General features: G+C 55.3%; 24 protein-coding genes and 1 pseudogene. 3 read left to right on the forward strand and 22 right to left on the reverse strand.

What is annotated here, in order from left to right; translation table 11 throughout:
• Positions 1-1028 precede the first annotated feature (1028 nt).
• Both HQN82_RS13625 and HQN82_RS13630 read right to left on the reverse strand, forming a co-directional pair.
• Positions 1029-1217: a hypothetical protein gene (locus HQN82_RS13625; protein WP_173615025.1), complete on the reverse strand. Its 189-nt coding sequence runs from the start codon at positions 1215-1217 to the stop codon at positions 1029-1031.
• A gap of 32 nt (positions 1218-1249) precedes the next feature.
• Positions 1250-2020, reverse strand: a complete 771-nt coding sequence (locus HQN82_RS13630; protein WP_173615026.1) for a DUF1963 domain-containing protein — start codon at positions 2018-2020, stop codon at positions 1250-1252.
• A 279-nt stretch (positions 2021-2299) separates the two neighbouring features.
• Between HQN82_RS13630 and HQN82_RS13635 the strand changes: the two genes are divergently transcribed.
• The gene (locus HQN82_RS13635; protein WP_173615027.1) at positions 2300-2959 is read left to right on the forward strand and encodes a DUF6892 domain-containing protein; all 660 of its coding nucleotides are present in this window, start codon (positions 2300-2302) and stop codon (positions 2957-2959) included.
• Positions 2960-3015: 56 nt separating this feature from the next.
• Here the strand turns inward: HQN82_RS13635 and HQN82_RS13640 are convergent, their stop codons facing one another.
• From HQN82_RS13640 to HQN82_RS13680, 9 genes and pseudogenes are all read right to left on the reverse strand, one after another.
• Entirely contained in the window at positions 3016-3369 is a 354-nt protein-coding gene (locus tag HQN82_RS13640) for a hypothetical protein (protein WP_234904896.1), read from the reverse strand.
• Positions 3370-3410: 41 nt separating this feature from the next.
• Entirely contained in the window at positions 3411-3845 is a 435-nt protein-coding gene (locus HQN82_RS13645; protein ID WP_173615028.1) for a hypothetical protein, read from the reverse strand.
• A 61-nt stretch (positions 3846-3906) separates the two neighbouring features.
• Positions 3907-4085 (reverse strand): annotated as a pseudogene (locus HQN82_RS13650) (transposase domain-containing protein); the annotation flags it as partial.
• A gap of 22 nt (positions 4086-4107) precedes the next feature.
• Complete coding sequence (locus tag HQN82_RS13655) at positions 4108-4770, reverse strand: GAD-like domain-containing protein (RefSeq protein ID WP_173615029.1); 663 nt, start codon at positions 4768-4770, stop codon at positions 4108-4110.
• Positions 4771-4910: 140 nt separating this feature from the next.
• Positions 4911-5438 (reverse strand): SMI1/KNR4 family protein, encoded by a 528-nt coding sequence (locus HQN82_RS13660; RefSeq protein WP_173615030.1) that lies wholly within the window; start codon positions 5436-5438, stop codon positions 4911-4913.
• 218 nt (positions 5439-5656) lie between these two features.
• Positions 5657-7222 carry a DUF1963 domain-containing protein gene (locus tag HQN82_RS13665; RefSeq protein WP_173615031.1) on the reverse strand — a complete coding sequence of 522 codons (1566 nt, stop codon included), beginning with the start codon at positions 7220-7222 and terminating at the stop codon, positions 5657-5659.
• Between the two features lie 354 nt (positions 7223-7576).
• Positions 7577-8248 (reverse strand): hypothetical protein, encoded by a 672-nt coding sequence (locus tag HQN82_RS13670; RefSeq protein ID WP_173615032.1) that lies wholly within the window; start codon positions 8246-8248, stop codon positions 7577-7579.
• Between the two features lie 885 nt (positions 8249-9133).
• Positions 9134-9583, reverse strand: coding sequence for a hypothetical protein (locus tag HQN82_RS13675; protein ID WP_173615033.1), 450 nt, complete (start codon positions 9581-9583; stop codon positions 9134-9136).
• Positions 9584-9638: 55 nt separating this feature from the next.
• On the reverse strand, positions 9639-10277 hold the full coding sequence (locus HQN82_RS13680; protein WP_173615034.1) for a hypothetical protein: 639 nt from the start codon (positions 10275-10277) through the stop codon (positions 9639-9641).
• Positions 10278-10624: 347 nt separating this feature from the next.
• Here HQN82_RS13680 and HQN82_RS13685 point away from each other — a divergent pair, with 347 nt between their 5' ends.
• Positions 10625-10903 (forward strand): hypothetical protein, encoded by a 279-nt coding sequence (locus HQN82_RS13685; protein WP_173615035.1) that lies wholly within the window; start codon positions 10625-10627, stop codon positions 10901-10903.
• Between the two features lie 237 nt (positions 10904-11140).
• Here HQN82_RS13685 and HQN82_RS13690 read toward each other — a convergent pair whose 3' ends face one another.
• The 4 genes from HQN82_RS13690 to HQN82_RS13705 all read right to left on the reverse strand — a co-directional run bounded on the left by HQN82_RS13690 (position 11141) and on the right by HQN82_RS13705 (position 14956).
• Positions 11141-11599: a hypothetical protein gene (locus HQN82_RS13690; protein ID WP_234904897.1), complete on the reverse strand. Its 459-nt coding sequence runs from the start codon at positions 11597-11599 to the stop codon at positions 11141-11143.
• A 94-nt stretch (positions 11600-11693) separates the two neighbouring features.
• A complete protein-coding gene (locus HQN82_RS13695; protein ID WP_173615036.1) occupies positions 11694-12287 on the reverse strand; it encodes a hypothetical protein in 594 nt (197 codons plus the stop codon).
• A gap of 202 nt (positions 12288-12489) precedes the next feature.
• Positions 12490-13185, reverse strand: a complete 696-nt coding sequence (locus HQN82_RS13700) for an MOSC domain-containing protein (protein WP_173615037.1) — start codon at positions 13183-13185, stop codon at positions 12490-12492.
• Positions 13186-13270: 85 nt separating this feature from the next.
• Complete coding sequence (locus tag HQN82_RS13705; RefSeq protein ID WP_173615038.1) at positions 13271-14956, reverse strand: FAD/NAD(P)-binding protein; 1686 nt, start codon at positions 14954-14956, stop codon at positions 13271-13273.
• A gap of 387 nt (positions 14957-15343) precedes the next feature.
• Here HQN82_RS13705 and HQN82_RS13710 point away from each other — a divergent pair, with 387 nt between their 5' ends.
• A complete protein-coding gene (locus tag HQN82_RS13710; protein WP_173615023.1) occupies positions 15344-15526 on the forward strand; it encodes a hypothetical protein in 183 nt (60 codons plus the stop codon).
• 259 nt (positions 15527-15785) lie between these two features.
• Here HQN82_RS13710 and HQN82_RS13715 read toward each other — a convergent pair whose 3' ends face one another.
• The 7 genes from HQN82_RS13715 to HQN82_RS13745 are packed head-to-tail and all read right to left on the reverse strand — an operon-like array spanning position 15786 to position 24726.
• Positions 15786-18182 (reverse strand): aldehyde dehydrogenase family protein, encoded by a 2397-nt coding sequence (locus HQN82_RS13715; RefSeq protein WP_173615039.1) that lies wholly within the window; start codon positions 18180-18182, stop codon positions 15786-15788.
• An 11-nt stretch (positions 18183-18193) separates the two neighbouring features.
• A complete protein-coding gene (deoC, locus tag HQN82_RS13720) occupies positions 18194-19153 on the reverse strand; it encodes a deoxyribose-phosphate aldolase (RefSeq protein WP_173615040.1) in 960 nt (319 codons plus the stop codon).
• A 19-nt stretch (positions 19154-19172) separates the two neighbouring features.
• Positions 19173-20111 carry a ribokinase gene (rbsK, locus tag HQN82_RS13725; RefSeq protein ID WP_173615041.1) on the reverse strand — a complete coding sequence of 313 codons (939 nt, stop codon included), beginning with the start codon at positions 20109-20111 and terminating at the stop codon, positions 19173-19175.
• A gap of 24 nt (positions 20112-20135) precedes the next feature.
• On the reverse strand, positions 20136-21218 hold the full coding sequence (locus HQN82_RS13730) for an aldose 1-epimerase family protein (protein ID WP_173615042.1): 1083 nt from the start codon (positions 21216-21218) through the stop codon (positions 20136-20138).
• 4 nt (positions 21219-21222) lie between these two features.
• A complete protein-coding gene (locus HQN82_RS13735) occupies positions 21223-22221 on the reverse strand; it encodes an ABC transporter permease (RefSeq protein ID WP_173615043.1) in 999 nt (332 codons plus the stop codon).
• 14 nt (positions 22222-22235) lie between these two features.
• Complete coding sequence (locus tag HQN82_RS13740; RefSeq protein ID WP_173615044.1) at positions 22236-23213, reverse strand: ABC transporter permease; 978 nt, start codon at positions 23211-23213, stop codon at positions 22236-22238.
• A 13-nt stretch (positions 23214-23226) separates the two neighbouring features.
• Positions 23227-24726: a sugar ABC transporter ATP-binding protein gene (locus HQN82_RS13745; RefSeq protein ID WP_173615045.1), complete on the reverse strand. Its 1500-nt coding sequence runs from the start codon at positions 24724-24726 to the stop codon at positions 23227-23229.
• Between the last annotated feature and the right edge of the window lie 2 nt (positions 24727-24728).

The following is a 24728-nucleotide window of genomic DNA, read 5'->3' on the forward strand; positions in this document are numbered from 1 at the left end:
TCCGTAAAATCAGTCTTACTCGCAGATTCTCATCCGCACTCAGACAAAAGCACACAATCCATCATCGCATATATTTTATATGTTTTGCGTCGGTTATTGTATAAATATATGTTATGGAAGCCACCAGGATTGTAAAGTCCCTGCTCTCTTTCTATCCGTCGCCGAATCAGAACTCTCCTTCTGGTTGCGTAAATATTGCTTCTTGAGCTTCCGATTTCGAAGCTTTGTCCTGGCATAAACAGATCGTGCCAGCCTCCTCCTCATCAGGGCGGTATCTGCACGAGTAGCAATGACGTACATTTCATAGACATTCATGTGAACACACCTTTCCTGTCACGCGACGCAGTTGCGACCGTGTTGTAAGCTTCATCTCTTTTCCATCAGCCTTTCAGCTTGATGGGCATTGCAAGGGGCACTGAAAATTGCCGCCTGTGGAAAATAAAGACACTTATCAGTGCCCCGCATCAGCGGTTTATACCTGTGAGAGCTTGTCCTTCAGCCAACGCGTTTCGGAGAAATAAAAAGGCCCACCACAAACCGGATTCTATCTCTCCTCCAGTCATTGCAAGAGGGCTTTGCCTGTCAGACCCCGAAACATGAGAGTGACGTCTTTCTCTCACAGCCGGCGCTGGTTCCGCTTCAAAACCGGAACGTTTCCCGTTCATCGCGCAACAGGGTCAGTATAAGTCAGCCAAACAGGGTGGGGATGAAAGGGGAAACAAAAATCTTTCCCAAAAGCTAAAGAAGCTAGAGGAACAGCGTCAATTCGTTGAAAACACACATCCTTTCAAATCGAAATATGCAGGCGGCAACCACCGCAGCCAGTTAAAACAATTTTTCACTTTAGCTTCATCATCAAGCTTAGCTTGATAATGTCCACTTATGGCCCAAAGCAGTCAGTACGCCATCACAGATGGTGTTCGGTAGGATCATGCCTCTTTATCACAATTGGCAAGAGTGCCCGACGTTCATCACCAAGCCACCAGTCTGACGTGTTAGAGGCGCTCTTTTCAGTAGAGTGGGTGTTCTCAGGTGAACTGCGAGGTTCCTACCGCTTGACCAAAGCGGCGAGCTTCGAGTTCACTTTCATCCACGAATATGAACATTGCGCCGTCACCCCATGTCGGCATGAGCCGCCAGAGGTAGGTCTCGGCGTTGATTGTCAGGACATGCCGCCAGCGCTCCCCGGTGGAAAGGACGCTCTCGGCGTGAGCCAATCCGCTGTCTGCTTGACCGCTGGAGATCAATTCTACTTCGCCATGCATTTTTTGTTGAATCGTTGCTCCCATCCCCCAAGCTGATCACCGCCGCCCTCCTTCATCTCGAAGCGCTCATCCGCAAGATCGATATTGACGTACCGGCTGAAACGCGGACTGACCGACCAGCCAGAAACGGGGAGGAGCGGCTCGGACTGGACATCCGCCTCCCAGGGTTCTGACATCAAAGAGCCGTAATCGCTCACGCCCTTCTGCCAGGCGTCTCGCACGACCCGCGGTGTTGCCCGTCTGTCCAATCCACCCTCTTCACTCCACAAAAGAGAAATGCCCCCGCTGGGCGATTGCGCACCATACCAGTCGGCGAAGGGATCATTGAACGCCCACAACATACCGTGATCGGGCAGGGAAGGATCGAAGCCGGGTTCGCGCGCCATGTCCGAAAGATTCACCTGCGCGAGAAAGGCCATGGGTGTCTCATACGCCAGATGCTCGATGATGAATTCCACGCAAGACGCCACGTTTTCATTGCCTCCGCGGTCTGCGAGTATCTTACGGAGCCTCTTCGCAGTGCCATCGGGGTCAGCCAGTGCGGGCCGCATCGGCCAAGCGATTCCCGGCGGGAGATCAGGCTCGCCTCCTACTTTACTTGCCCCAACGCTAAGCGCGGCATCGTCCACCGGATCACCGTGGCGGAGCCAGATTGTCGGGCGGGCAGTATTGACAAGCGCACGCGCCAACGAGGTGTCAAGGTTTAAAGTATTGCAGGCGCGCTGGATGGAGAGGATATCAGCGAATGCGGTCATGTTCCATTCTCTTTCGACGTTCCACGACGATTGCAGAGTAAGGAGTTTTGTCGCAACCGCAATGTCCGCAATTGGCGCTTCAGGGCCATGACGGCCGTCGGCCCATTCCGGGCACCGATCTTGCGCTGGGTCAGTGTAGGCTACTTTCGGTAAACCTGATATTGAAGCAGGTCAGCACGTCAAAACGGCTCAATTTCATGGAGATATGGCACACTTATGCTGAAACGACGTGATTTCGTGGCCGCGGGAGGTATTTTCGCAACTCTTGGATGGTCGCGGATGGCTACTGCATCACGCTACCCTGCGCCTGGAGATATCTCGGGTGCGCCGTTCGGTGATCCTAATCTAAAGCTTGCGATCCTATCCAGCCTCATTGACAAACAACTAATCGATCTCGGGACCCCACAACAGCTTGCCGAGCATGTTCTCGGGCGGCCCGTCGATCTTGAGAACGAAGGCTACAAGCCCATTCCCGCAGTTCGTGCCTACCTGGATCGCTATCCTCTTTCGACCGACCTTTTGAATGAGATCGACGAGCTTGTTCTGGATGGAGGCAGTTCCATCTATCGATATGTCTGGTTCTTCTGGGATGGAGAGGACGATATCTTTGACATCAACAGCCTTGCCGGGATCAAGCACTGCCCGAATATCAAGAGTCTTGATCTGACGTCGATGATCGGGACTGTGGACCCTCGTGACCTCCTGCCGCCATTCAAGATCGAGACCATCAATGCAGGGATTGCGTTAGAGAACATCCCGGCTCTGCTCGACATGCCCAGTCTACGAAGCGTCCGTGTCCTCGACGACCAGCTTTACGCAGATGTCACGACGCCGGGGCATCCCAATCGACAGGTGATGGAAGCGTTGAAGGCCAGGGGAGTCTCTGTCTGGGTCCATTGGGTGTCCAGTTACGATGAGAACCGCGCCGCATACCAATAACTGTGATCGTGGGTGCGCTTTCGAAAATTGACGCCTAAGGACGATTGGCACGGCGTTTATTTGACCACACCATCGAGATAGAGGTCTTCAACTCGTTGCAGCGGCGTGAAAGTGAAGTTGTCTTTTTTGAGAAAGCGGTCGAACCAGCCCAAAAGATCCTCTTGGGTCGCAGAGTTGCGGTATCCGATCAGCTTGACGGTCAAGGGAGCACTGAAGGCTGTATCAAAGGCAGTGTCGAACTGAGAGGTGCCAGAAAGCTGAACCGAAAACGTGCCACCACCGTCGTGACGAATGGAGATTGCCACAAGGGCGAAGAATTCATCGCTGTAGGTGGTGATAAGGGTAAGCGCTGTTTGCCGGGCACCTTGACCACGACACGTTTTGCCGTTTCGAACGACTTCTGCTGCCAAGGCATATGGCAACAATGCGTCAATTGCAGCGATCAGTGAGCTTATTCGACGATCAGAAAAATTTGCCCAATTTTGATCCTGGGCCTTAACACCGGCTTTATCTCAACGAGGTTCTCTGCCCCGCGAAAAATATCGAATTTTCGTTCGCTCTGGAAAGTGACCTTCGACAGACCCGATGTGAACGAGCACCCCTTTGGGCACTGAATAGTCAAATCTGCCGATTCGACTGTCCCCCGGCGACGCCAGTTAACATTCACTTTGACGCCTGATCCTAAAGCAGAAATGATCTCGCACCTTTTATCGACCCGGCAATGGGCTTCACCGACGATGGGCTCTGCCAGTCCATCCAACATGACAGCGACTTGGATACGCCGCTCATCGGATGCAGCAATTTGAGCGGAAGCGCTAGTCGTTGACTGGGCAACGCACGCCATTGCCCAAAAAACGAAAATATACGACTTTAAGTATGTGGCCATCGCTCCGGCTCCGCCCGCTATCATCGGACAATAGGAGCTGCACATTGTGACCCAATGACGGCTAAGTGCCGACTGAGGTCTTCGGAGCGCATGACTGATCCCTGCAGCCCCATGGCAGCAACTCATCAATACGGTCTGCTTGTGGCCGTTGACGATGGCGGTGAGCGTGGCGGTCAGATAAGCCAGCGGATCGACGGCATTGAGCTTGCAGGTCTCGATGAGCGAGGCGATGGTCGCCCCCGATGCGTTCATTGGGCCGAGCTCATGAACCAATCACGCGCACCGGCCGAGGCGGAAAAGCGGCATTGTCCATCAACTGCATCTCATGCGCCTGCGCCAAGATCGCCATATGCGGCAACGCGTCGTAGATCGCGAGACTTTCCAGGGCTCTGTCGCCGCCAAGCGCCAGAATCGGTTGGAAACCATAGATCTGCCCAAAGCCGAGCTTTCCCAGCTTGGCATATGCCGGTTTGAACAGCTTTTTTACGCTTGCATCATATTCATCGAGGGTAGGATCGTCGATCATCATCAATTGGCTGGTGACGGCCACATCGGGATCGAAGGTCTTGCCGCTCACAAGAGCGGGGCACGACGCCTGGCTGTTCACGAGGTTGATGACGACGTCCTGATACACTTCATTCCATGCGACGATCGTTCCAAACGCGCCGAAGCCCAGGGCATGCGTCTGTTCGGGTCTGATCTCGTTATCGCCATCGAAAACAACCTTCATGATCGAAGCAAATCGAGCAGGATCGCAAAACTGAAAATATCCATCCAATACGATCCCGGTGCCGTAATGCTCCCAAAACTCGATCACAGCGTCTGGGACTTGGCCTCTATGGCGCTCAATGTCGACCGGTTCTCCGCCATTGGGAACACCGAAGTCTTCCACGATCGAAGCAAGTCTGGCCTGGTATTCGTTCATATGGCGATTCCATCACTCCCTTCGAAGAGCAGCAATAAATCAGAACGACCGTGATTTGGGAATCCTAAGAGTGCACGCTTCCTATATGTCGCCATTGCCGCATGACCGCTGTTGCCCCACTGCGGTCATTACTTCGTCCATCAATCCTTTTCGAGGTTTTCAAGCCCAGTCAGGGAAAGAAAAAAATCTGTAAGGCTATCGGCCAACCTTATGATCCCCTTGGAGTTATTACCCGTCCCAAAGGGATCGGTGGCGCGCTGCCACAAGTAGACAGCATTGTTTTCAGAATTGATCCCGTCGGCAAGAAGATAAGAATGCCCTGAATCGGCAGAACCAAAAAAAACCATCGGCAGCGTAAATTGGTCCTCCCAGACGGACTGAGAAATAAAGGTTTCATGGCGCTCCACGATGATATCGAAAGTCGATATGAGAACTTGAACGTCGTGCACGAACCGACCACCATCACGGTCCTCGACAAGAAAGTAGTCGTTATACTCCGTCCCGGATTGACCATATCGTCTCAGCACATCCGCCAATTGGTTCGGGATCGAACAACCTGTGAGCTCTGTGAAGCGACTGAAATCCCCGTCATTCCAAGTTGTGCCTGACACGACTTGAAAGCCGCACTTTTCCTTTAAAACTTCTATGGCGTTGTCGATTTGGCTCATGGATCGGTTGTCTGCCGTTTAAAAGGAACATGCGAGGGAGCATACGTAGAACCCGGTCTGCCGTCGATCGCGCTGAGCGAACCCGAATTCAATGTCCGGTGTTGGCGCATCAGTGCCATGACGGCTATTGGCGCAATTGGCGCGCAACGGACGTTCGACCTGTCGTTTCCATGTTGCGATTGTAAGTGAAGCCATGGCGTCATATCGTGATCTCTTACTCAACCAGAGTCGACAAAGGCGTAGACCCGCGAGAAGTCCGCTCGAGCGGCGTCATTTTGATTGATCATAAAAACGTAGTCGCCGTGATCACTGAAGCTGAAATCCGCTTCCCCTCCGGATGCGAGCTTGACCAAAATGAACCAGCCATCTGGCGCGGAGATATCAGACCAGCCGTTTTGTGCTGCATGGTTCGCAGCCATCTGCTGGATTGCGGCGAGATCACGCACGCCGGTTACTCCGAACATCTGGTGCTGCGGTCCATCTCCAATTTTGAAGCGCTCGCTGACCGCGATAGAAAAATCCGACGGGTCTTCGATCCCAATATCAGCATAGGCCCTCGGGTTGTTGTTGGGGCCACGCTGGCCGAAGGGAGCGCTAAGCGAGCGTTCGAAGCGCAGCGTCTGCGCCGAGCGGCTGAACTCGTATTCGGAGGCGAAAGCCCTGACGGGTACCCCGTCACGGCTGAATGTCAAGCGACCGGCCTCGTCCGTGCTGACCGATAGTCCGTCGACAGCCTGTCCGTTGGGTACAAACCGCTTGAGGTCGCTATCCCTGACGATCATCTGCGATACCGAGATTGCCGTGTCCATCGCGTCTTCCGAAACTGTATGGGGCGTGAGACTTACGTCCGGCGGAGTGTAGAGGACGCGCCAATCCGTGTAGTCCGTTCCCGTGAAGAAGGAGATCAACCCGGATGCCGGTAGTTCTTCCGGGCCATCAGGCAAGTCAGCAAGATTGATCTGGGCAAGATAATTGAGGTGTAAGCCGTTGTCGTCGCGCGGCCAATCCGTGTCGATGGGCAGGTCAGGGCCTCCGCCGATGCGGCTGAGGCCAGTGATTTCGCGGTCGGCGGTATCGCATTCAACCATGGCAACCGTCGGCATGACGATCCGTCGCAGAGCGTCACTCTTATCCTGCAACCCAGCGTCAGCCACTGCCGCGTTGAAGCGCTCCTCGATGCCTGCCACGGGTGCCATCGCGGCGGCTGCATTTTCGAGGCGCCGTTCTTCCTGGCTGTGCTGGATGGCAATGGCTGACACCTTCTCCATGCTGTTCTTCAGTTTTTCAACGACGGCTGCCGTCTCAGCTTCCGCCGCAGCTCTTACCTCATTCGCGGCATTGCCTTCGAGCTTGATGCGGAGGGATTCTAGCAGACGCTTGAAATCTTTCTCGATCTCGGCGAGCTCCGGCTCACTGACCATAGCAGTGGCGTGATACCAGGTAGAGCCATCGGCCGACACCAGAAGCGCACGCAGCCGATACCAGTTGCGTTTCTCCTTCGTCTCCCAGTCCTGCAAACGATCCTTTACTTTGCTCATCTCGCCTGGCATGCCTGCGAAGGTCACGGCTTCGCGCCCAATGATTTTGCCGCCATCATCTTTGAGGCGGTCGCTAAGCCATTTTTCGGGCGATTTTCTCTCACGCTTAGCAGACCACACGCTCATCTGTGGTGAGAACGCCGTCTCCGGATGACGACGCAATCCGATTGACCCTGCAAAGACACGGGTATTTTCAAACATCGGATTTGCTTCAACGGAAAACTCCGGCGTTTCGACCAACTTCATATGAGACTCCCAGCGCGGACATAGTCGCTTCGATACTCGGCCAGATCAGAAACTTGCGCAATCACCAGAAATGGCGTGATCTATTCGCGGCAGGTTCTGGCCCGAAGCGTGCACGGTGGATCGAATGCCGTGAGACGGCTCTGCGCCTTCAATTCGGTCGTGCAGACGAGCCGCGATTGATCCTGAAAGCCGCCGTTGGTTCAGTCGTTAGTCGGAGCTGCCGGAACCACATCGACGATGATGTGTCGCAGACGGATTGAGGACCCATGGCATTCCTGGAATCAACCGGATACCTTGCTGCGAAAGTCGCCAGCTTGATCCCCTAGTCTGGCTCAAAGTGCCGAATCAAGGATTTTAACTCGGCAACAAACTCCCCGTCGTAATTACCCGCATATCCAGCGCCTCCATCAGCCCCTCCTCCGCCATCACCTCGCGGCCAAGACCCAGCCGAGCCGCGATCTCTCGCCAGCTTCTGTTCTCCAACGTCTTGCTAGCCCCATACGTTTGCCCCAGTTCCGGAAAGTTGGTAGCGTAGCCATAGGCATAATCCGCCTCCACCGCGCCGCCGACGGTAACCCCGATATCTGCGCCGATGTAAATAGGCGTCCTAAAATTCCCGCCGACAACAAGGGATGAGTCCTCTCGCCCGGCATACGCCCACTCGTCAATGATCAAGTCGCCGGTCACAATGATGATGCTACCCCATTCATTGATTAGCGTCTTGCACCGCACATCGCCAAAAACAATCAGCGTCGCGTTGCCATCGGCGCCTTCGCCGCCTTGCGTCGAAATGAGTCCGCCAACGACGAGATCGCCATCGACCGCTGTGATCAGGCTCTCAGGCCGAAAGTTACCGTCCACCCGCAAATCGCCCACATGATAGCGAGCATCGATATCTTCCAGCGGCAAACCAGCCGGAGTCAGCTGGAAGCGGCCTATATAGTCACCGAGATGCACCGGCAGCGCGACGGTCCGCCGCTTCACCTGATCGATCCACTCTTCAGCCGAAACCTTTTCCAAAGCCATGATGATGCTCCTGCCTAAACGTATAGAACCGTCTCTACCCAGAACGACTTTTTATCTAGCGGTTGAACACTTAGGGTTCCAGAGGTGAAGATGCCAGCGCGGACAAAACTAACGTACGCCGTGCGGAAGCGCCAATATGATCTGTCTGGGCCGACTGTGGACTTTTAGTTCTGTCGCAAATATTAAAGCGACCTTTGTTCTCCCGACTTTTGCGACGTCACACAACGCGCAGTGTATTGCCAAGGTCCGCTTTTGGCGGATACCGTTGAAAAAGTCGGCGTTGCTGTCAGTGCTAAGTTCTGATTCACTCACTCTACGGACTTAGGAGGATGTGCCCGCGTTGCTCGTTGCCCACCAGTCGCGATTTCAAGGCCAAGCCAAAGGAGATCGAAACCCTCCAATTTCGAGGCAAACCTATTCTCGCATATGATAGAAGGCACGGCGGCTCGCCGGGTGATCGGTGACTAACGAGAACTCATGGCCCGATTGCGGAGCACTACGTTCGCAGTATCCGCTCACCTTCGGCATCGAGCTCATCATGCCGCGCCGGTAAGTGAGCGAGTTGGGCGAGAATTTCGCGGTCTTTAACACGTTCAGTTCTCGCTATCATTTCCCCACCGGCCAGCAGTCGTCGCACTTCAATCGTCCAAGGCACGCAGGTCAGAACCCAGCTGGATTGGGTCTCCGTCTGCGGCCGATGACCCTTTCACACAGAGCATGCGGGTATTCCCGTCACCGACCTCAATATGTCGCAGGCATCTTGCGAAAACAGAATGCTGCGGCGCGCAGCGTATGCGTTGAGACCGCGAACCGCGTCAACCGTTGAACCGAGTGAACAAGCCAGGATTATCGCGGTCTTAACCTCGAACTTGCGCAGCCAGCTGTTCAGGCGATCTCGAAATTCAGATCTGCCCAATAGTTGAATAAAGCCCTGACCTGCCTCTTAGGTTCGACTGTGCCGCTGCGCACGAGGGAAGAATATGTTTTCCCACCGCGGGCTGATATTTCGGTGATCAACGTTGCAAGACGCTCGCTCGATGCGGCAACGAGGTAAACATCGCGATCATCGCTTACATAAATCAACGCGTCATTCGGTGAGAGAATATACTTGTCGCTATCCACAAATTCACTTTCCAGATTCACAGCCTCGGAAAACGAGGAGGCGGGCGATTGCTCAAGTGGTTTATCCCCGCTTGAGACGAACAATCGACGCGAGCCGAAAAATGCCTTGATGGCTTCAAATTCGGCGTCATCCAGCCAATCCACGCCAAAGAAGATGCTACAACCGTTCCTGCGGCAGAATTCCTTGTCTATTCCATATCGATTGGATTTCATCGTTGCCTCATGTCGACGGCCTGCCGGGATATTGGTAATATAGACATATTCTTTTTTATTTCGGCTCTTTGATCACCGCACGGTCTATTTGCCTATCACTGAGCCGATGTACGACAAATCCCTCACCCGCGATTTTGGCGGCGCCAATATTCATTATTTCGTTCGATGAGATCCTGATCGATCGGCTAAAACTCTCATCAACGTCCGGCCCATAGATGTGGATCGTTGAAACTTCGCCCCAGTCCACTCGCGTTCCTGTCTTTTGATCGGTATAATATCCGCTGCCCACAAAAATGCGCTTCGTGCGCAGGGCAGACGGCCTTGTGTTATCGCCGGGAACCAGATTAAACCCGTAAGTCCCATCGGCTGGATAGTCGAACTCGACAACGGAAACCTTGCTGGAGACCCTCACCTCCAGCAATTTATCCGCGTCCCCGATCACCCGAGATTTCGGATTATTCCGAAGCAGGGAATTCTCCGGTCGCTTGGGCAGTCTATCCCAGACGTCCCGGGAGACCTTTTGGGGCACCACGAGAACCGTTCCGCCGGTTTGAAGCACAGCATTATCGACGATTATCGTGACCTGAGTTTTTACTGGCTTTATTACCTCAGCATTCGCCGCCGCCCCGGACGTCTCCGAGAAAATAGGCAATGCAACCGCAAGAATTATTAGTCTAACAAACACGCCAATCATGCTAAATTCATTTCTATTTTTGCCGACATCATCTCGATTTTCTCGTCTTCCTCGACGAAATTTTGGTTTTTATATTTCCGTCTATCTACTTAGGGCGCAATCCGATGCTCTAATATGCGGCCTCCCATGACAGTTTATTCCTGTGTCCGCATCAAGCTCGTGGAAGCCCACCTTTCGCCTGTCCAAAATACCGCTCCACATCATTGTCAGATACTGGACGAAAAAATCGACATTGCGTAGTTTTGAACAACAATTGCATCCACTGAAGCGGTTTCGCAATTCGTCTCCCACGATTTGATGCACATCCGGATACGTCGCCGTTTCAACTGATTGTAGTGGAGAAACGCTTGCTGATACTTAAGATCGTCATTTTTTCTGCGGCTCTTATCGCGGTTGGCCTTCTGGCTGTGCAACAGATTATCGCGCAGGTTCGGGAGTATAATTTCTACAAGAAGAACGGTGGCGATTTTTCTGTCGACAGCAACATGGATCACGTCAGACTTGACAGATCCATGCACTACAACGACCTCCGCCTCACGAACTGGCAGCGATTTTATCTCTTCCGCCCGGCCTGTATCGCCATGCTCGTCTTTTTTTGGGCGATGATGATAGTCGATCTGCTTTAACCAAAGCGCCGACCTCCTATGTCAGCGGAATTGCGAAAAAGTTTTCTTCTCCCGAGGCGTTGCTTCATGCAGAACAGCTTACGCTGCTCCAACATCTAAAATCTGCTTCCAGGCACAACACGATCGGTTCGTAAGGTGTCATCGTGAAATGAGCTTTGGTTACCCTTGTGCCGGCCAGAGAACACATTCGCGGACCCTTCCAGCACATCCATGATCCGCCATCAGCAGGCTCGCCCGCTATTCCCCGATCGTATAGTTCGATGCTACGCCGCGAAGATGTGTGACTGTCGCTTGCGACAAACCACCACTGCCCAGATATTCAGTAAAGCTGTAGGAGAATATGTCACTTCGTTCTATCGCCTGGACCAAATTGGTATCACCAAAGACAACGAGGTATTCGTGATCCTCCGGCGCCCAGATCCAAAGATCATGACCTGAAAAATGGATCAGAAGGTTATAGGGCGAATTTTCAAACAGCGCATCAAGCCCCGAGCCGACCGGTTGCGGTGAAAATTGGCACGGAGGCTGACCGAACTCGTAAGCAGCGAAATCAATCTCGTCACTGCCGATACGCGTGGCGACAAGAACGATTTCCTCCCCGCTTGGAAATTCGGGATAAATCCTCGCCGCGAAATTCCTGTTTCGGATGGCCTGATGGTCGAGCGTGCAATCTTTCCCAATGAAGTCCAAAATCACGAGAATCCTCTTCAATCGCCGTGGAAGCCAATACCACCCAGACCGATATCTCTCCTATTGAGAGGAAATGACAGCGATACCGGGAGCAACTGGCTCATTTGGAATCCCTCACAAAGGTTACAATCGCGCTCTGGGATAACGATAAAACACGGCCCGCAGAGAAACGCTCGATAGAGACGGCAGCTTTATCCTCGCTATTGAAAGCCAGATCGAACGTGGAAGCGAATATCCGCGCCCATCCCTCATTATAGGTGGCACCCTCAACATAAATGACGCTCATCGATGGCCAACTCACCTGCTCTTTGGTTTCCGGATCGGCTACCTCAGCGCTTCCAGTTAAAACCTCCCGAGTTTTAAGGGGCGGGGCGTTGCTGCCAGGAAGAGATTGAAACTTAAAACTGTAGGTTACGCTCTCAGGGTAAACAAAATCCACGATAGAGGCAGGCGACGACACGCTTATATGAAACGCCTTTTCGCGAGCGTCCCCAGGTCCCGAATCTGCAGCTAGGGCGCGCCATTCATCATCAGACACCTTTCGACCAGATATGATTACCGCCCCACCTTCTTTATTCAGCGGCTCATCAACGGAAATAATCAAACGAGTCGAGAATTTCGGCTCCTTCGCCTGACTTGATGACGATGATACGGTCAAAGCAAAAAAGACGGCTAAGCTGATAGCATTCTTCACGATTCTCATCCCTTTTTGCGCAGCAGTGGGGAACACGAAATACCACCTACCTCCATCGGGAAAGAGACTACATCTCACAAGCCCTCAATAATAAGCAGTCTTAATTGTTGCGTTGGTCGGCGCGCGCTTTGGCATACCTGCCGAGAGGGACACTTAAATAACCTCTGCGAAAGCTGTGACGCATCTCACCGCAGACAACTCGCTACCCGACGTGTTTTTTCCCAGTAGTGCCGATCTTAATACGGCCTGTTGTCCTGGGCTCACAATAAATGCCAAGCGCGCGCTTGGTGTTTCTCAGCATCGTTCGGAGGATTTCAGGCTGCTCCTTCAGCTCCGGCTGCGCGATAAGTGTCATGCCACAGCGTTTTGTCGTTTCCGTTACCGTGACCTCAACTGAGCCGAAACTGATGGCGTCGCCGATCCAGCCAAATTCTGAAAAGCCGGACATGTCTTCCGTCTCAAGTAGGATGTTGGGACGAAAACGCAGCCGGTCGATAGAGCTTTGTGGCGTCATCCGCTGGAGTTCGCACAACGAGGAGGTAGTCACTAAATGCAGGGGCGATACCGGATAGCGATTTCTGATTTGCGGAAGAGAGGGTGCCAATGGATCCGCCGCGGCATAACTGCCGATCTCCGCTTCAAATCCGAAATGCGCTGACAGCGCCTGCGGCAATTGAGAATCTTCGAGGTATAGCCATCGTCCGTTCGGAAACCCAATACGAACGCCATTCTCATCCATGGCGCTCTTAAGAAAAAGCGCCGGGCGCCAACGAGCGTCTTTTTCCGGCGCAGCGACTACGCCGGACACGGGATCAAAGAGGCCGAAACGCCTATCTCCCGTGATCCCATTCAGACTGATGTCGGCCTCATGGCAGATTTGCCCGCCGAGTGAGCTCACTGGGTATCGCCATATTTCTACGATTTTTCCGATTGCCGGCATTGGTCGAATGCACTCAGTCATCCTCACTTCCCGTCTGCTACTGTCAGGCCGTTAAAAGTCTCGACGGAAATGCGGTTTTGCTCAGGTCTTCCAGAATGGCCTCCGCAGCGGTCTCGCCCAGTTCCGCTGCGCTTGTTATACCCTGAACGAACGGATGCTTGTGCAACAAAAAGGGAATGGCCACACAGTAAAGCCGGTTCGACAGCAGGCCCGTATCGAGCGGACGGTAACTTTCATCCACCGCTATACCACCGGTTCTTCTGACAATTGGGTCGTTCTCTTCAATAGCTAATGGAGTCCCGGACTCCACTGTCATTGCTGGTTTCACAGTCCCGCGCCGCAGCGAAGGGAAAGGCAGGTCCCGGGCGGAGAGGGCAGTCTGGCCAGTGGCATCGATAAAGCTGTCGAATATCTCTTCGGCATCCCTCATCCGTACCCTCGCCCCGCGCGAAAGACCATCGGTATCGATGGAATAATCGTCGCCGAGCCGCATAATCTCGAGCCGGCCGGCATTCCGTAGTGCCAGAAGACGCTTGATCGACAAATGCGGAACTGTCGCATAGTCATCAATAAAGACACTTTTGAACGACTTGTTGAACCGGCCCAGATCCTGTGTGTCCAAATGTGGGATCGCCCGCGCGATAATTTCGTGTGTTATCAAAATGGCGTAGCGCCAGGGTACCGTGAAACGTTCCCGGGCATTATGCTCAACCTCCGCAAGGTTCGCTGCTGCCCAGGCGAATGGATCAGTGGCTGACCGGCGCCCATAATAAGCTTCCGCGAAACTATCGACGGTAAGGCTGTTCAAGCCTATCTCAGAGGCGTAGTCGGGATCAGCAGTCGCGATTTCACGTCGAAAAAGTTCAAACACCCTGTCGAGCAAACCAACCGGTCCTCGTCCAATCTCCTGATCCACGGCCTCCTGCGTACATACTTTTGGCATTGAATATGGAAGCGGGCCGTAGAAGTCAGCCTCCGGCAACAACCCCTTGCGCGACATCATCACGGCCGAGAAATTCTCGTGGCCGGTGGCAGCGTGAAACTGCAATATTCCCGCCTCATCATGGATAAATGAACCGCACGATACCGCGACGGTTAACAGGGCATCGATGCCGCTCAGAGACGTTCCCAATATACCAAGCCGACCGTGGCAGGCAGCCTTAAGAGCTGCCGCCGGCCATGGAGACGCAAAATAACCGGGTCTCACCTCGGTTTTATCTGGCCAGTTGTGGCCGGTCGCCATCACGACATGGTCGAAAATCGCATCAAAACTGCCATCATTCGTATCGACGCTGACGCGGATCTGATCGACACCGAGAACGATATCCCTGACACAATGGCCGGGGCACACATCGACCTCATGCCCGCGGTTCCTCGCATCTCTCACAATGGCTGTGAATTGTGTGTGAAAATAATCGCCCAGAACGAGCCGTGGATAGAATTCGCGCTCATTGATTCCAGATCGCACAATGGAGAAGCGGCTCAGATAATCGTCACTCTGGCTGTACAGCCAGTCGATCAGCGACATGGGCATTGAAGGTATTTCAATGCTGGGGATATTGGACAGCATTACCGGATCGTTGGCGCCCGGAAGATAGGGCGTCCCCTTTCCGGCCAGCATTTCGGCTTCGTAAACGGTGATGGAGAGTGGTGCGGGAGACTGAACCAGACGCTGAAGTGTGAAAATACCGGTGGGACCTGACCCAATGATGCAAACTCGACTGCCCATACGCACGCACTCCAATGCCATCTATTACAGCAGTAGGTCATAACGGCTGGACGGCCGTCGCGTTCCCGCAGCGTTCCGTTTCGTACGGTCTGTGACAAAGATGCCCGTAAACAAGCTTTTCGGACGGCCCGAAGCGCGGTAATGAACCGGTTCACTATCGCTTTGGCACACCGGCACCCACGATGAACTTAATTCTCTTTATCGGAAATGTTACATAGATATATGATATTTATTCATGATATGTCACAAACGTATCGGCATACTCCATTCGACCGCGTGTTCCGCCATGATACACTTGCATCACAGTAGGGCCCCAAAACCGCGGTCCAAAGGCAGCGCTGCCGGACTTTTGTTGACGCCCGTCGGCCGACCCGGCAACCTCATACCATGACCCTGACCAACAGTTTCATTGCCGAGCTCGTCCGTGACGCCAACCTGCTCGATCACCTCGACGATTATCAGAAGCGGCGTTTGCTCGAACGGGCCGTTACAACGATCCGAGACATGCGCGAAACAATCGGAATTCCACCCGGCCCCGGCCGTGATCGTCTCCTCGAGATCGAGAGATGATTGGGCCAACACAGCAATCGCGCAGATTTCGCGATGAATGTGTGGCGGAAGGAACGCGACGAATAAAATAAGCCGTGTCTGGATCTCTTTCGCGAAAGGGCTCACCCGACCCTTGGCTCCCCATCAGGGCAACCGCCAGAGACAACTGGCGGCAGCGGCGTGTAACAGCGGTCGCGAGGTGAACTTAACACGAAAATCACAGGGGAACCGATAATTCCCATAAGCAATCTTGTCAGATATCACCCATGCAAGGTGCCGGTCAGGCGCCGTATGGCACCCAGATATTCTTCACTTGAATCGCCCTTCGCAAATAGTCACGTCCCTGCCCTTGTGTACGGTCAAGCCAATCGGGCTGTCGCCCATTATTGACCCAAGTGGCCTTCAGGTTGCCCGCAGAAGCTTGCTCGACCATCGCGCTTCCGTCAGCCGATCCGAAATACCAGATGGCTGCAACGTCATCATGCTCGGCCAGCGTCTTTGCAAGCAGATCGCGTTCGCCAGTGACAATATTGATGACGCCACCGGGCACATCCGACGTGTCCAGCACCTGGTAGAAATCACCGGCAATCAATGGATGGCGCGATGACGGGATGACGACGACGCGATTGCCCATGGCTATTGCTGGCAGCACCAGCGACACCAGCGAGAGAAGCGGCGCCTCATCAGGGCAAACGATACCGACGACGCCCCACGGCTCGTTCATGGCAAGCGTGACGTGACGCGGCTTGGTGGAGTGCACGGCGCCATCGAACTTGTCGGCATGGGCGGCGTAGTAGGAAATGCGACGCAGAGACGCGTCGAATTCGTCCCTCGCCTTCTTTTCGCTCACACCGGTGCTATCGATGATGCGGGCGACAAACTCGTCACGCCGTGCATTGAGGTTCTCTGCGAGATAATAGAGCACCTGCGCGCGATTATGGGCGGTTGCGGAACTCCAACTGCCAGCCTTGGACGCGGCTTCCACAGCGTTGCGGATGTCCTTGCGGTTACCTATTCCGGCCATGCCAATCACGGCGTTGCCCTTGCCGGTGACCGAATAACTGTAGCCACCGTCGGGGCGTGCTTGCTTGCCGCCGATATAGTTTTTCATAGTCCGATCAAGGCCATCGATCGCCATCTTGCTGTCGGCATTCGGCGATGCAGATGGTGCGAAGGCTTCAGCGGGCTTGCTGACCGGCAGGTTCTTTTCCCAGTCTGCCGCCAGATATTCGTAAAGCCCTTCGCGCGCACCTTCACGGCCGAAACCGCTTTCACGGTAGCCGCCAAAACCTGCACCGGCGTCCAGCATGTTGGTGCAGTTGATCCAGACCACGCCTGCCTTGACCCGGGCAGCCAGATCAAGCGTGACATTGATGTTTTCCGACCAGATCGAGGCGGCGAGGCCGTAACGGATGTTGTTGGCCAGCGAAACGGCTTCATCCGGCGTGCGGAATGTGGATGCCGCAGCGATCGGGCCGAAAATTTCCACCTGGCAAACCGTCGACGCCTGATCAACATCGGTGAAGAAGCCGGGAGCGACATAATTGCCGGTGGGTGGCAACGGGTTGGAACTCTGCCAGAGTTCACCGCCCTCTTCCACGCCCCTGCGAACCAGATCCGTGATGCGTTTCACCTGCGTGGCGGAAACAATCGCGCCGACATCGGTCGACTTGTCGAGCGGATCGCCGACCCGCAGGGTTTCCAGTCGCTTTTTCAGGCGTGCATAAAATTTTTCGGCAATGCCTTCCTGCACCAGCAGCCGGGAACCGGCGCAGCAAACTTCGCCCTGGTTGAACCAGATCGCGTCAACAACACCTTCAACCGCCGCATCAAGATCGGCATCCTCAAAAACGATGAAGGGTGACTTGCCGCCCAGTTCCAACGACAGTTTTTTGCCCGAACCGGCAATCTGCTCGCGAATAACGCGGCCGACCTTGGTCGAGCCGGTGAAGGCAACCTTGTCGACGCCGTCATGGCCGCAGATCGCAGCACCTGTCGAGCCATCGCCCTGCACGATGTTGACGACACCAGCCGGAAGGCCGACCTCGTGGCAGATTTCCGCAAAGGCGACAGCAGTCAGCGGTGTCAGATCGGCAGGCTTCAGCACCACGGTATTGCCGGCCGCAAGCGCTGGCGCGATCTTCCAGGCCAGCATCAGGAGAGGGAAATTCCAGGGGATCACCTGACCGCAAACACCGACGGGCGAGAAACCACGGAACTCATCCTCCACCATTTCGGCCCATCCGGCGTGATGGTAAAAGTGACGCGCGACGAGTGGGATGTCGATATCACGGGTATCGCGAACCGGCTTGCCATTGTCCATCGTCTCCAGAACGGAAAGGAAGCGCTCACGCTTCTGGACATGGCGGGCAATGGCGTAGAGATAACGGGCGCGCTCATGACCCGACAGCTTCGACCATTTTCCGAAGACCGCGCGGGCGGCCTTGACCGCCTGATCCACGTCTTCCTCATTGCCGCAAACGATCTCAGCCAGCTCATCCCCGTTTGCGGGGTTTGAGACGGCAATCGTCTTTCGGCCATCGGGCGATACGAACCGGCCGTTGATATAGTGACCGAACGAGCGTCCGTGAGCGTCGAGCCACTGCTTCACATCACCATTGGCTTCGGGGGAAGGTCCATATTCCATGGTTTCCAAAATGTCCTTAATGGGTCGCATTATTTCAGTCCTTATGCGGCAGCGTGGTGGTGAGCGCTGGAATAGCGGCCGGTTACGAAATGTTCGAGCTGCCGCTCGATATCGCCAAGCATCGAACTGGCGCCAATGCGGAACAGGTCCGGCTCCAGCCAGCGATTGCCCAGCTCCTCTTTCATCAGCGTCAACCACGACAGTGCGTCCTTTGCCGTCTTCAACCCGCCTGCGGGCTTGAATCCCACCATCTGGCCGGTCAGTTCGCCATAATCGCGCAGCGCCCGCACCATGGTCAGACTGACCGGCAGGGTGGCGTTGACCTCTTCCTTGCCAGTCGACGTCTTGATGAAGTCCGAGCCCGCCTGCATGGCCACCATCGAGGCACGATAGACGTTAGTCAGGGTGTTGAGATCGCCCGTCGCCAAGATAGCCTTCATATGGGCGTCGCCGCAGGCTTCCCGCATCGCGGAAATCTCGTCGTAAAGTGCTGTCCAGTTCTGCGTCAGAACGAACTCGCGGGTTATGACGATATCGATCTCCTTGGCGCCTTGCTCGACGGCATAGCGGATTTCAGCTAGCCGTTGCGGCAGCGGCGTCAGGCCGGACGGAAAGCCCGTCGCCACCGATGCGACCGGAATAGCCGTGCCTTCCAGCGCCTTGACGGCGTGGGGCACCATGGTCGGATAAACGCAGACGGCGCCGGTGGTGATACCGGCATCTGCAAGGCCTAGTGCTTCGAGAATGTCTTCCCGGACCGGACGGCGCGCTTTCGCGCACAGTCGGCGCACGCGACCCGGCGTGTCGTCGCCGGACAGCGTCGTCAGATCGATGCAGGTGATGGCCTTGATCTGCCAGGCGACCTGGTATTCCTTCTTGACCGAGCGCCGGGTGGTGATCGTCGCTGCACGCCGTTCGGAAGCGCTGCGATTGACCGACACATCTTCGAACCATTCCGGTTTGAGAGCGGTGCCGTTATTTCTGAGAAATGCTTCGCTCATTTTCTGTCCATTCTTCTGGTCAGGCTGCGCCATTGGCATGGTCGCGGCAGAATGCCTCGAACTCTTCAAGGCTGGCGTAGGCCTTCTGTGTTCCGGGACGGGTGATGGAATGCGCCGCGTAAAGCGAGGCCTTCTTCAGGGAGGATACGACCTCGCACGTTTCGGCGTAAAAGCGGGCGAAGGAGCCAATAAAGGCATCGCCCGCACCCGTGGTGTCCTTCGGCGTTACCTTGACGGGCTCGATGTTGACGATTTCGTTTGACGTAATCATGCGCGCACCGCGCCCGCCCAGCGTCACGATGACGGTGCGAATGCCACGAGCGATCAGCGAACGTGCGGCGCTGACGATGTCTTCGTCGGTGTCGGTCGGCAGCCCCGACAGCAAGGCAAGCTCGCTCTCGTTCGGCACGAGGAAGGTTACCTGGCGGATGCGCTCAGGATCGAGATTGGCAGCGGCTGGGGCGGGATTGAGGATCGTCTCGATACCATTTTTGGCCGCAAGCTCGATGGTGTGATAGACGGTCTCGACCGGCACTTCCATCTGCATCAGGATCAGGCCGCACTCTTTCAGATCGGCGGCCGCCTTGTCGACTTCAACAGGCAAAAGGTCGGCATTGGCTCCCTTGACGATGAGGATGGAATTCTCGCCTGATTGTTCGACGAAGATTGGTGCGACACCGCTGGATTTGCCGGCGACCTTCACCACATGACGCGTATCAACGCCAAAGCTTGCGAGATTGCGGATGGTGTTATCCGCGAATACATCGTCCCCGACCCGGGTGACCATCATCACTTCGGCACCAAGACGCGCCGCGGCAACCGCCTGATTGGCACCCTTGCCGCCGCACCCCATTTCGAAAGTGGGCGCCTCGAGTGTCTCTCCCGGTCCGGGCATACGATCCACATAGGTGATAAGATCGACCATGTTGGAGCCGACGACCCCGATTTTCTTACTCATGCCGATATTCCCTGCTTATCTGTTTTAAAGCGCGCTGATCCTGGCGCCGAACCGATCGGCGGCAGCGTGGTCGAGATAGCCCAGCCGTACCGGGAAGACCCTGCGTTCACCCGGCGATAGTCTCTGCACGTTGTTCTTGGCCTTCTCCGCCAGATAGCCTTCCGGCTCGCAGGTGGATGGGAGGGCAAAAGCGGCAACCTGCGAATCCCCATTGACCAGGATCCAACGCACTGTCTTGGGGAAGGCGGCGAGCGGATAGGAGATGGCAAAGCCATCGCCCTCACGTCGTTGCATCATCAGATGCGTCAGCCCCTCACCGTCCGCCGGCAGGCCGTTTATGTAGAACACCTGTTCGGGGTCGTAACGTTGTGGTTCGTTGAGCACTTCCATGGCCGAAGGCTGCCTTGCCAGCGTCTCCAGCAAGGAAAGGTAATCGGGGTTTGGTGTGACGTGGCCGGGTACGGCCGTTCGCACCTTCACCTGCTCCGGCGTGTAGGGCACCGGCTGAACGATTTGCGCACCCTCGGCATAGGCAAAGTTCACGTGGCACATATACATGAGATCCATGGACGCTGACGACAGGTTCTGGATGTCCATGACCATGTCAAAAAGCGTGTCCTCAGCATGCAAAGTCACGCTGGGTCGGGCCAGATAATTAGCGCCGAAGCCCATGACATATTCAACTTCGCCTGTTACCCGAACATAGGGGCCGCGCGCATCGTGACCGATGACGAAACCAGCCTTGTCCATGGCGGCACAGGGCATTTCGCCATGCAGGGCATGACTATCCTGCGGCGACGGGCAGCCGTTTCGCAGCATGCCGCTATGGAATGCAAAACATCCGTATGTCTCTACGATTGAACCGGCAGGTCGGGGCATCGAAAAGCGACTTCCCATAGTGAGGTCCACACCGTTGAACTCAACGCTCCAGATCATCTGCCCCATGAATGGCAATATGACGATCCGGCCGTAGCGGTTCTCCAATTGCAGCGCCTCAATGCCGGTGGCGTAGCGGAAGGTGGTAACCTTCAGCCCATCGGTTGCGGCTAGAAGATGCGGAAGATCGGTGAAGTCCTGTCTGCGAAGTTGAAATTCTGTCGCCTGCATGGGATCACCTGCCCGGGTTTCGCCACGCATTGATGGCGATGACGAGAATGAGGAATGCGCCCCAGATGAAGTCGATGAGGTGGTTGGAGAACCGCATCATCTGGAAACCGGAAGAGAGCAGCATGAGGGCAATCAGCGCAATGGCGATGCCAAGAACCCGCCCCTTCCCGCCTGCCGGATTTGTGCCGCCGAGAACGGCAATTAGCACCGCCTGCAGCAGATAGGACGCGCCGTAGTCGGATTTCACTGCATTGGTTCGCCCCGACAGAATGATGCCCGCCAGCGACGCCAGAACGCCGGTCAGCATGTAGGAATAGAGCATCATGCGATCCTTGCGGATGCCTGCAAAGACGGCTGCGCGCGGATTGGTCCCGATCAGCATCAGGTTAATGCCGAGCGTTGAGCGCGTCAGCAGGATCGCCACGGTGATGCAGACGCCGATGAACAGCAGAAACGGCGTCGCTATACCCAAGATCTTGCCGTTGCCGATCCAGTTCCACGCGTCAGGGAAGCCGACGATTGCCGGGCCGCCGGTCAATACCAGCGCCAGCCCCATCAGCACCTGACCTGTGCCGAGTGTCGCCAGTATCGGGGTAATACGCAGCTTCGCGACCAACAGGCCGTTGATCAGACCGGCCAGCAGCCCGACCGCCATGGCGAGGACGATGCCGAGCCCGGTGTAGAAGACAACGCCCGAAGTGGAGGATTGTCCCGCCTGAACCATTGTGGAATGGAAATAGACGCCGGCGATGATACCGGCCAGATTGGCAATCCCCACCACGGAAAGATCGATGCCACCGGTCAGCATGGCAATCATCATGGCGATGGAGAGGATCCCCAGTTCGGGCATGATGTAGCTGATGGATTCAAAATTGTAGTAGTTCAGGAACTTGCCGGGGTTCATCCAAGTCATCAGCGCAAAGACGATGACGGTGATGACAAGAAGCTGAATGATGTTGCTGTCGTTGCCGAAAAGCCGACGCATGTCGAACGAATTTTTCATGATGCGCTCTCCCGTCACGCTATGCTTTTACGGTCACGCCATGCCGTGATGGCGGTGGCGATGATGATGATCAGGCCGACAACGACCCGCTGCCAGGTCGTGTCCACTTTCATGATGATCAGCGAGTTTTTGACCATCACCAGCATGAACACGCCCATTAATGTTCCGAGAACCGTGCCGCGTCCGCCAAAGATTGACGCACCGCCCAGAACCACCGCCGCGATCACGTCGAGTTCGAGACCGACAAAATCACGCGGGTTGGCAAGCCAGATCATCGAGGAATGCAGCAGGCCCGAGAAGCCCGCCAGCGCACCGGCGATGCAGTAGACAAAGAAGATTGTCGCACCTGTATTGAAGCCAACACGTTTGGCAGCTTCAGGAGAGCCGCCATAGGCATAAACGCTGCGCCCGATCATGGTGTAGGTAAGGACGAGATGAATGACCAATGCCAGCCCAAGATAGACCAGGAACATCGCGGTCAGGCCGAAAGTCGATCCAGTGGCGGACGTCAGCGAGATAACATCAGTCTTGCCGAACTCGATCAGCTCCTTTGGCATCTTGTTGATGTTGACGATGCTGGTACCGACGAGACCGAGAACCAGACCACGCACAATCGAACCGGTCCCGAGCGTCACGATCAGCGGAATCATCCTGAAACGATGGATAATGAAACCGTTGAAAGCACCGAGAACGAGTCCAATCAGCGTTGCCGCAACAAAGGGAATGATCACGCCATCATAGCCGAGATAGACCATGCTACGCACAGTCAGATACATCGCCGCAATGGCAAAGGCCGTGAACGATACGTCGATACCGCCGGAAATCATCACGAGTAATACACCGAGCGCCATGATGCCGATCACGACATTGGAGCGCAACAGGCCGAAGATGTTGTCGAGCGACCAGAAGGCTGGATTGATGAGACCGATGATGATCATGGCCGCGAGCAGGACGCAGGCTATAATGGATTCTGTGCTTTTCAGGAATTTCATGTCTTGCGGCCCCTCAATTCAGCATCTTGAGCCGGTCGTTAACGGCGTCTTCGGTCATGCTCTCTCCAGACAACTCGTCAACGAAACGGCCGCGATGCATGACCAGCACGCGGTTGCAGTTCTGCACCAGTTCCGGCACATCGTCGGAAATCATCAGCACGGCCAGACCTTCCTTTTCGGCCAGCTTGCGGATGATGGTGTGAATCTGTGCTTTGGAACCGACATCGACGCCGACGGTCGGGCCGTTCAGGATTAGCACCTTGGCACCCGTCAACAACCAGCGAGCCAGAACGACGCGCTGTGCGTTGCCACCGGACAAATGGTTGACCGGCGTGTGCGGTCCTGGTGCCACGATCTGCATTGCCGAGAACATTTCGCGGGTCGTCTCGTCCGCCTTTTTGCGATTGATGAAAAGACCGCGGATGAATTTCTCAATCGACGTGACAATGATATTCCGTTCGATCGATTGCGTCAGGAATAGCCCCTCGGTCAGGCGATCCTCCGGCACATAAGCGACACCGCAGGCAATACCCTCCTGAACGGTCCTTGGGTGAACGTCGCGGCCTGCAAGGCGCACTGAACCGGTAAAATCGGGGCGCATGCCAAACAGCGCCAGCGCAAGTTCGGTACGCCCCGAACCGATCAAACCCGAAATACCGACGATTTCGCCTGGCCTCAACGTCAGGTCGGTGTTTTCCACAGAACCCGGAACCGAGAGGTTGCGGACTTCCAGCACCGGTGTATCGGCACCTTCCTGCGGTGCCCACTGGTAGCTGTGGGCGGTCAACTCCTGCCCGGTCATCGCGCGGGTGATTGCCGGCTCATCGAATTCGGCGATCGGTCCTTCGGCCACCTTCTTGCCATTGCGGAAAACTGTCAGGCGCTCGCTGATTTCGAGCATCTCGCGCATTTTGTGGCTGACGAAGAGCACGGCGATGCCCTGCGCCTGAATATCACGCACAATCTTGAAGAGGGCATCAACCTCATGGCGCGTCAGCGCCGTCGTCGGCTCATCCATGATGATCAGGCGTGCATCGGCCATGACTGCACGGGCAATCGCCACGATCTGCTTTCCAGAGGTCGGCAGGGTTTCGACATCCGTATCAAGATCGATGCTCACGCCAAGGCGGTCCAACGCCTTTTGGGCCAGCTCACGGACATGTCGCCAGTCGACCGTCTTGCGACCTTCCATCAAATAGGTATTGATGGCCAGGTTCTCGGCGACCGTCAGGTTACCGAACAGCGAAAAATCCTGATAGATCACCTGAATACCGTGGTGAACGGATTTTACCGGATCGAGTTTGCCGACAGGCTTCCCGTCGATCAGAATTTCACCGTCCTCGGGTGTGTAAACCCCGGACATGATTTTGATGACGGTGGATTTGCCGGAACCGTTTTCACCGGCAAGGCAATGGATTTCGCCCGGGCGAATGCTCAACGATACGTCATCGAGCGCCTTCACACCGCCAAACCGCTTACCGATGTGGCGCAGCTCGATCAGATTTTCAGTCATAA

The organism is Agrobacterium pusense, assembly GCF_013285525.1.
In the GTDB taxonomy this organism is placed as follows: Bacteria; Pseudomonadota; Alphaproteobacteria; order Rhizobiales; family Rhizobiaceae; genus Agrobacterium; species Agrobacterium pusense.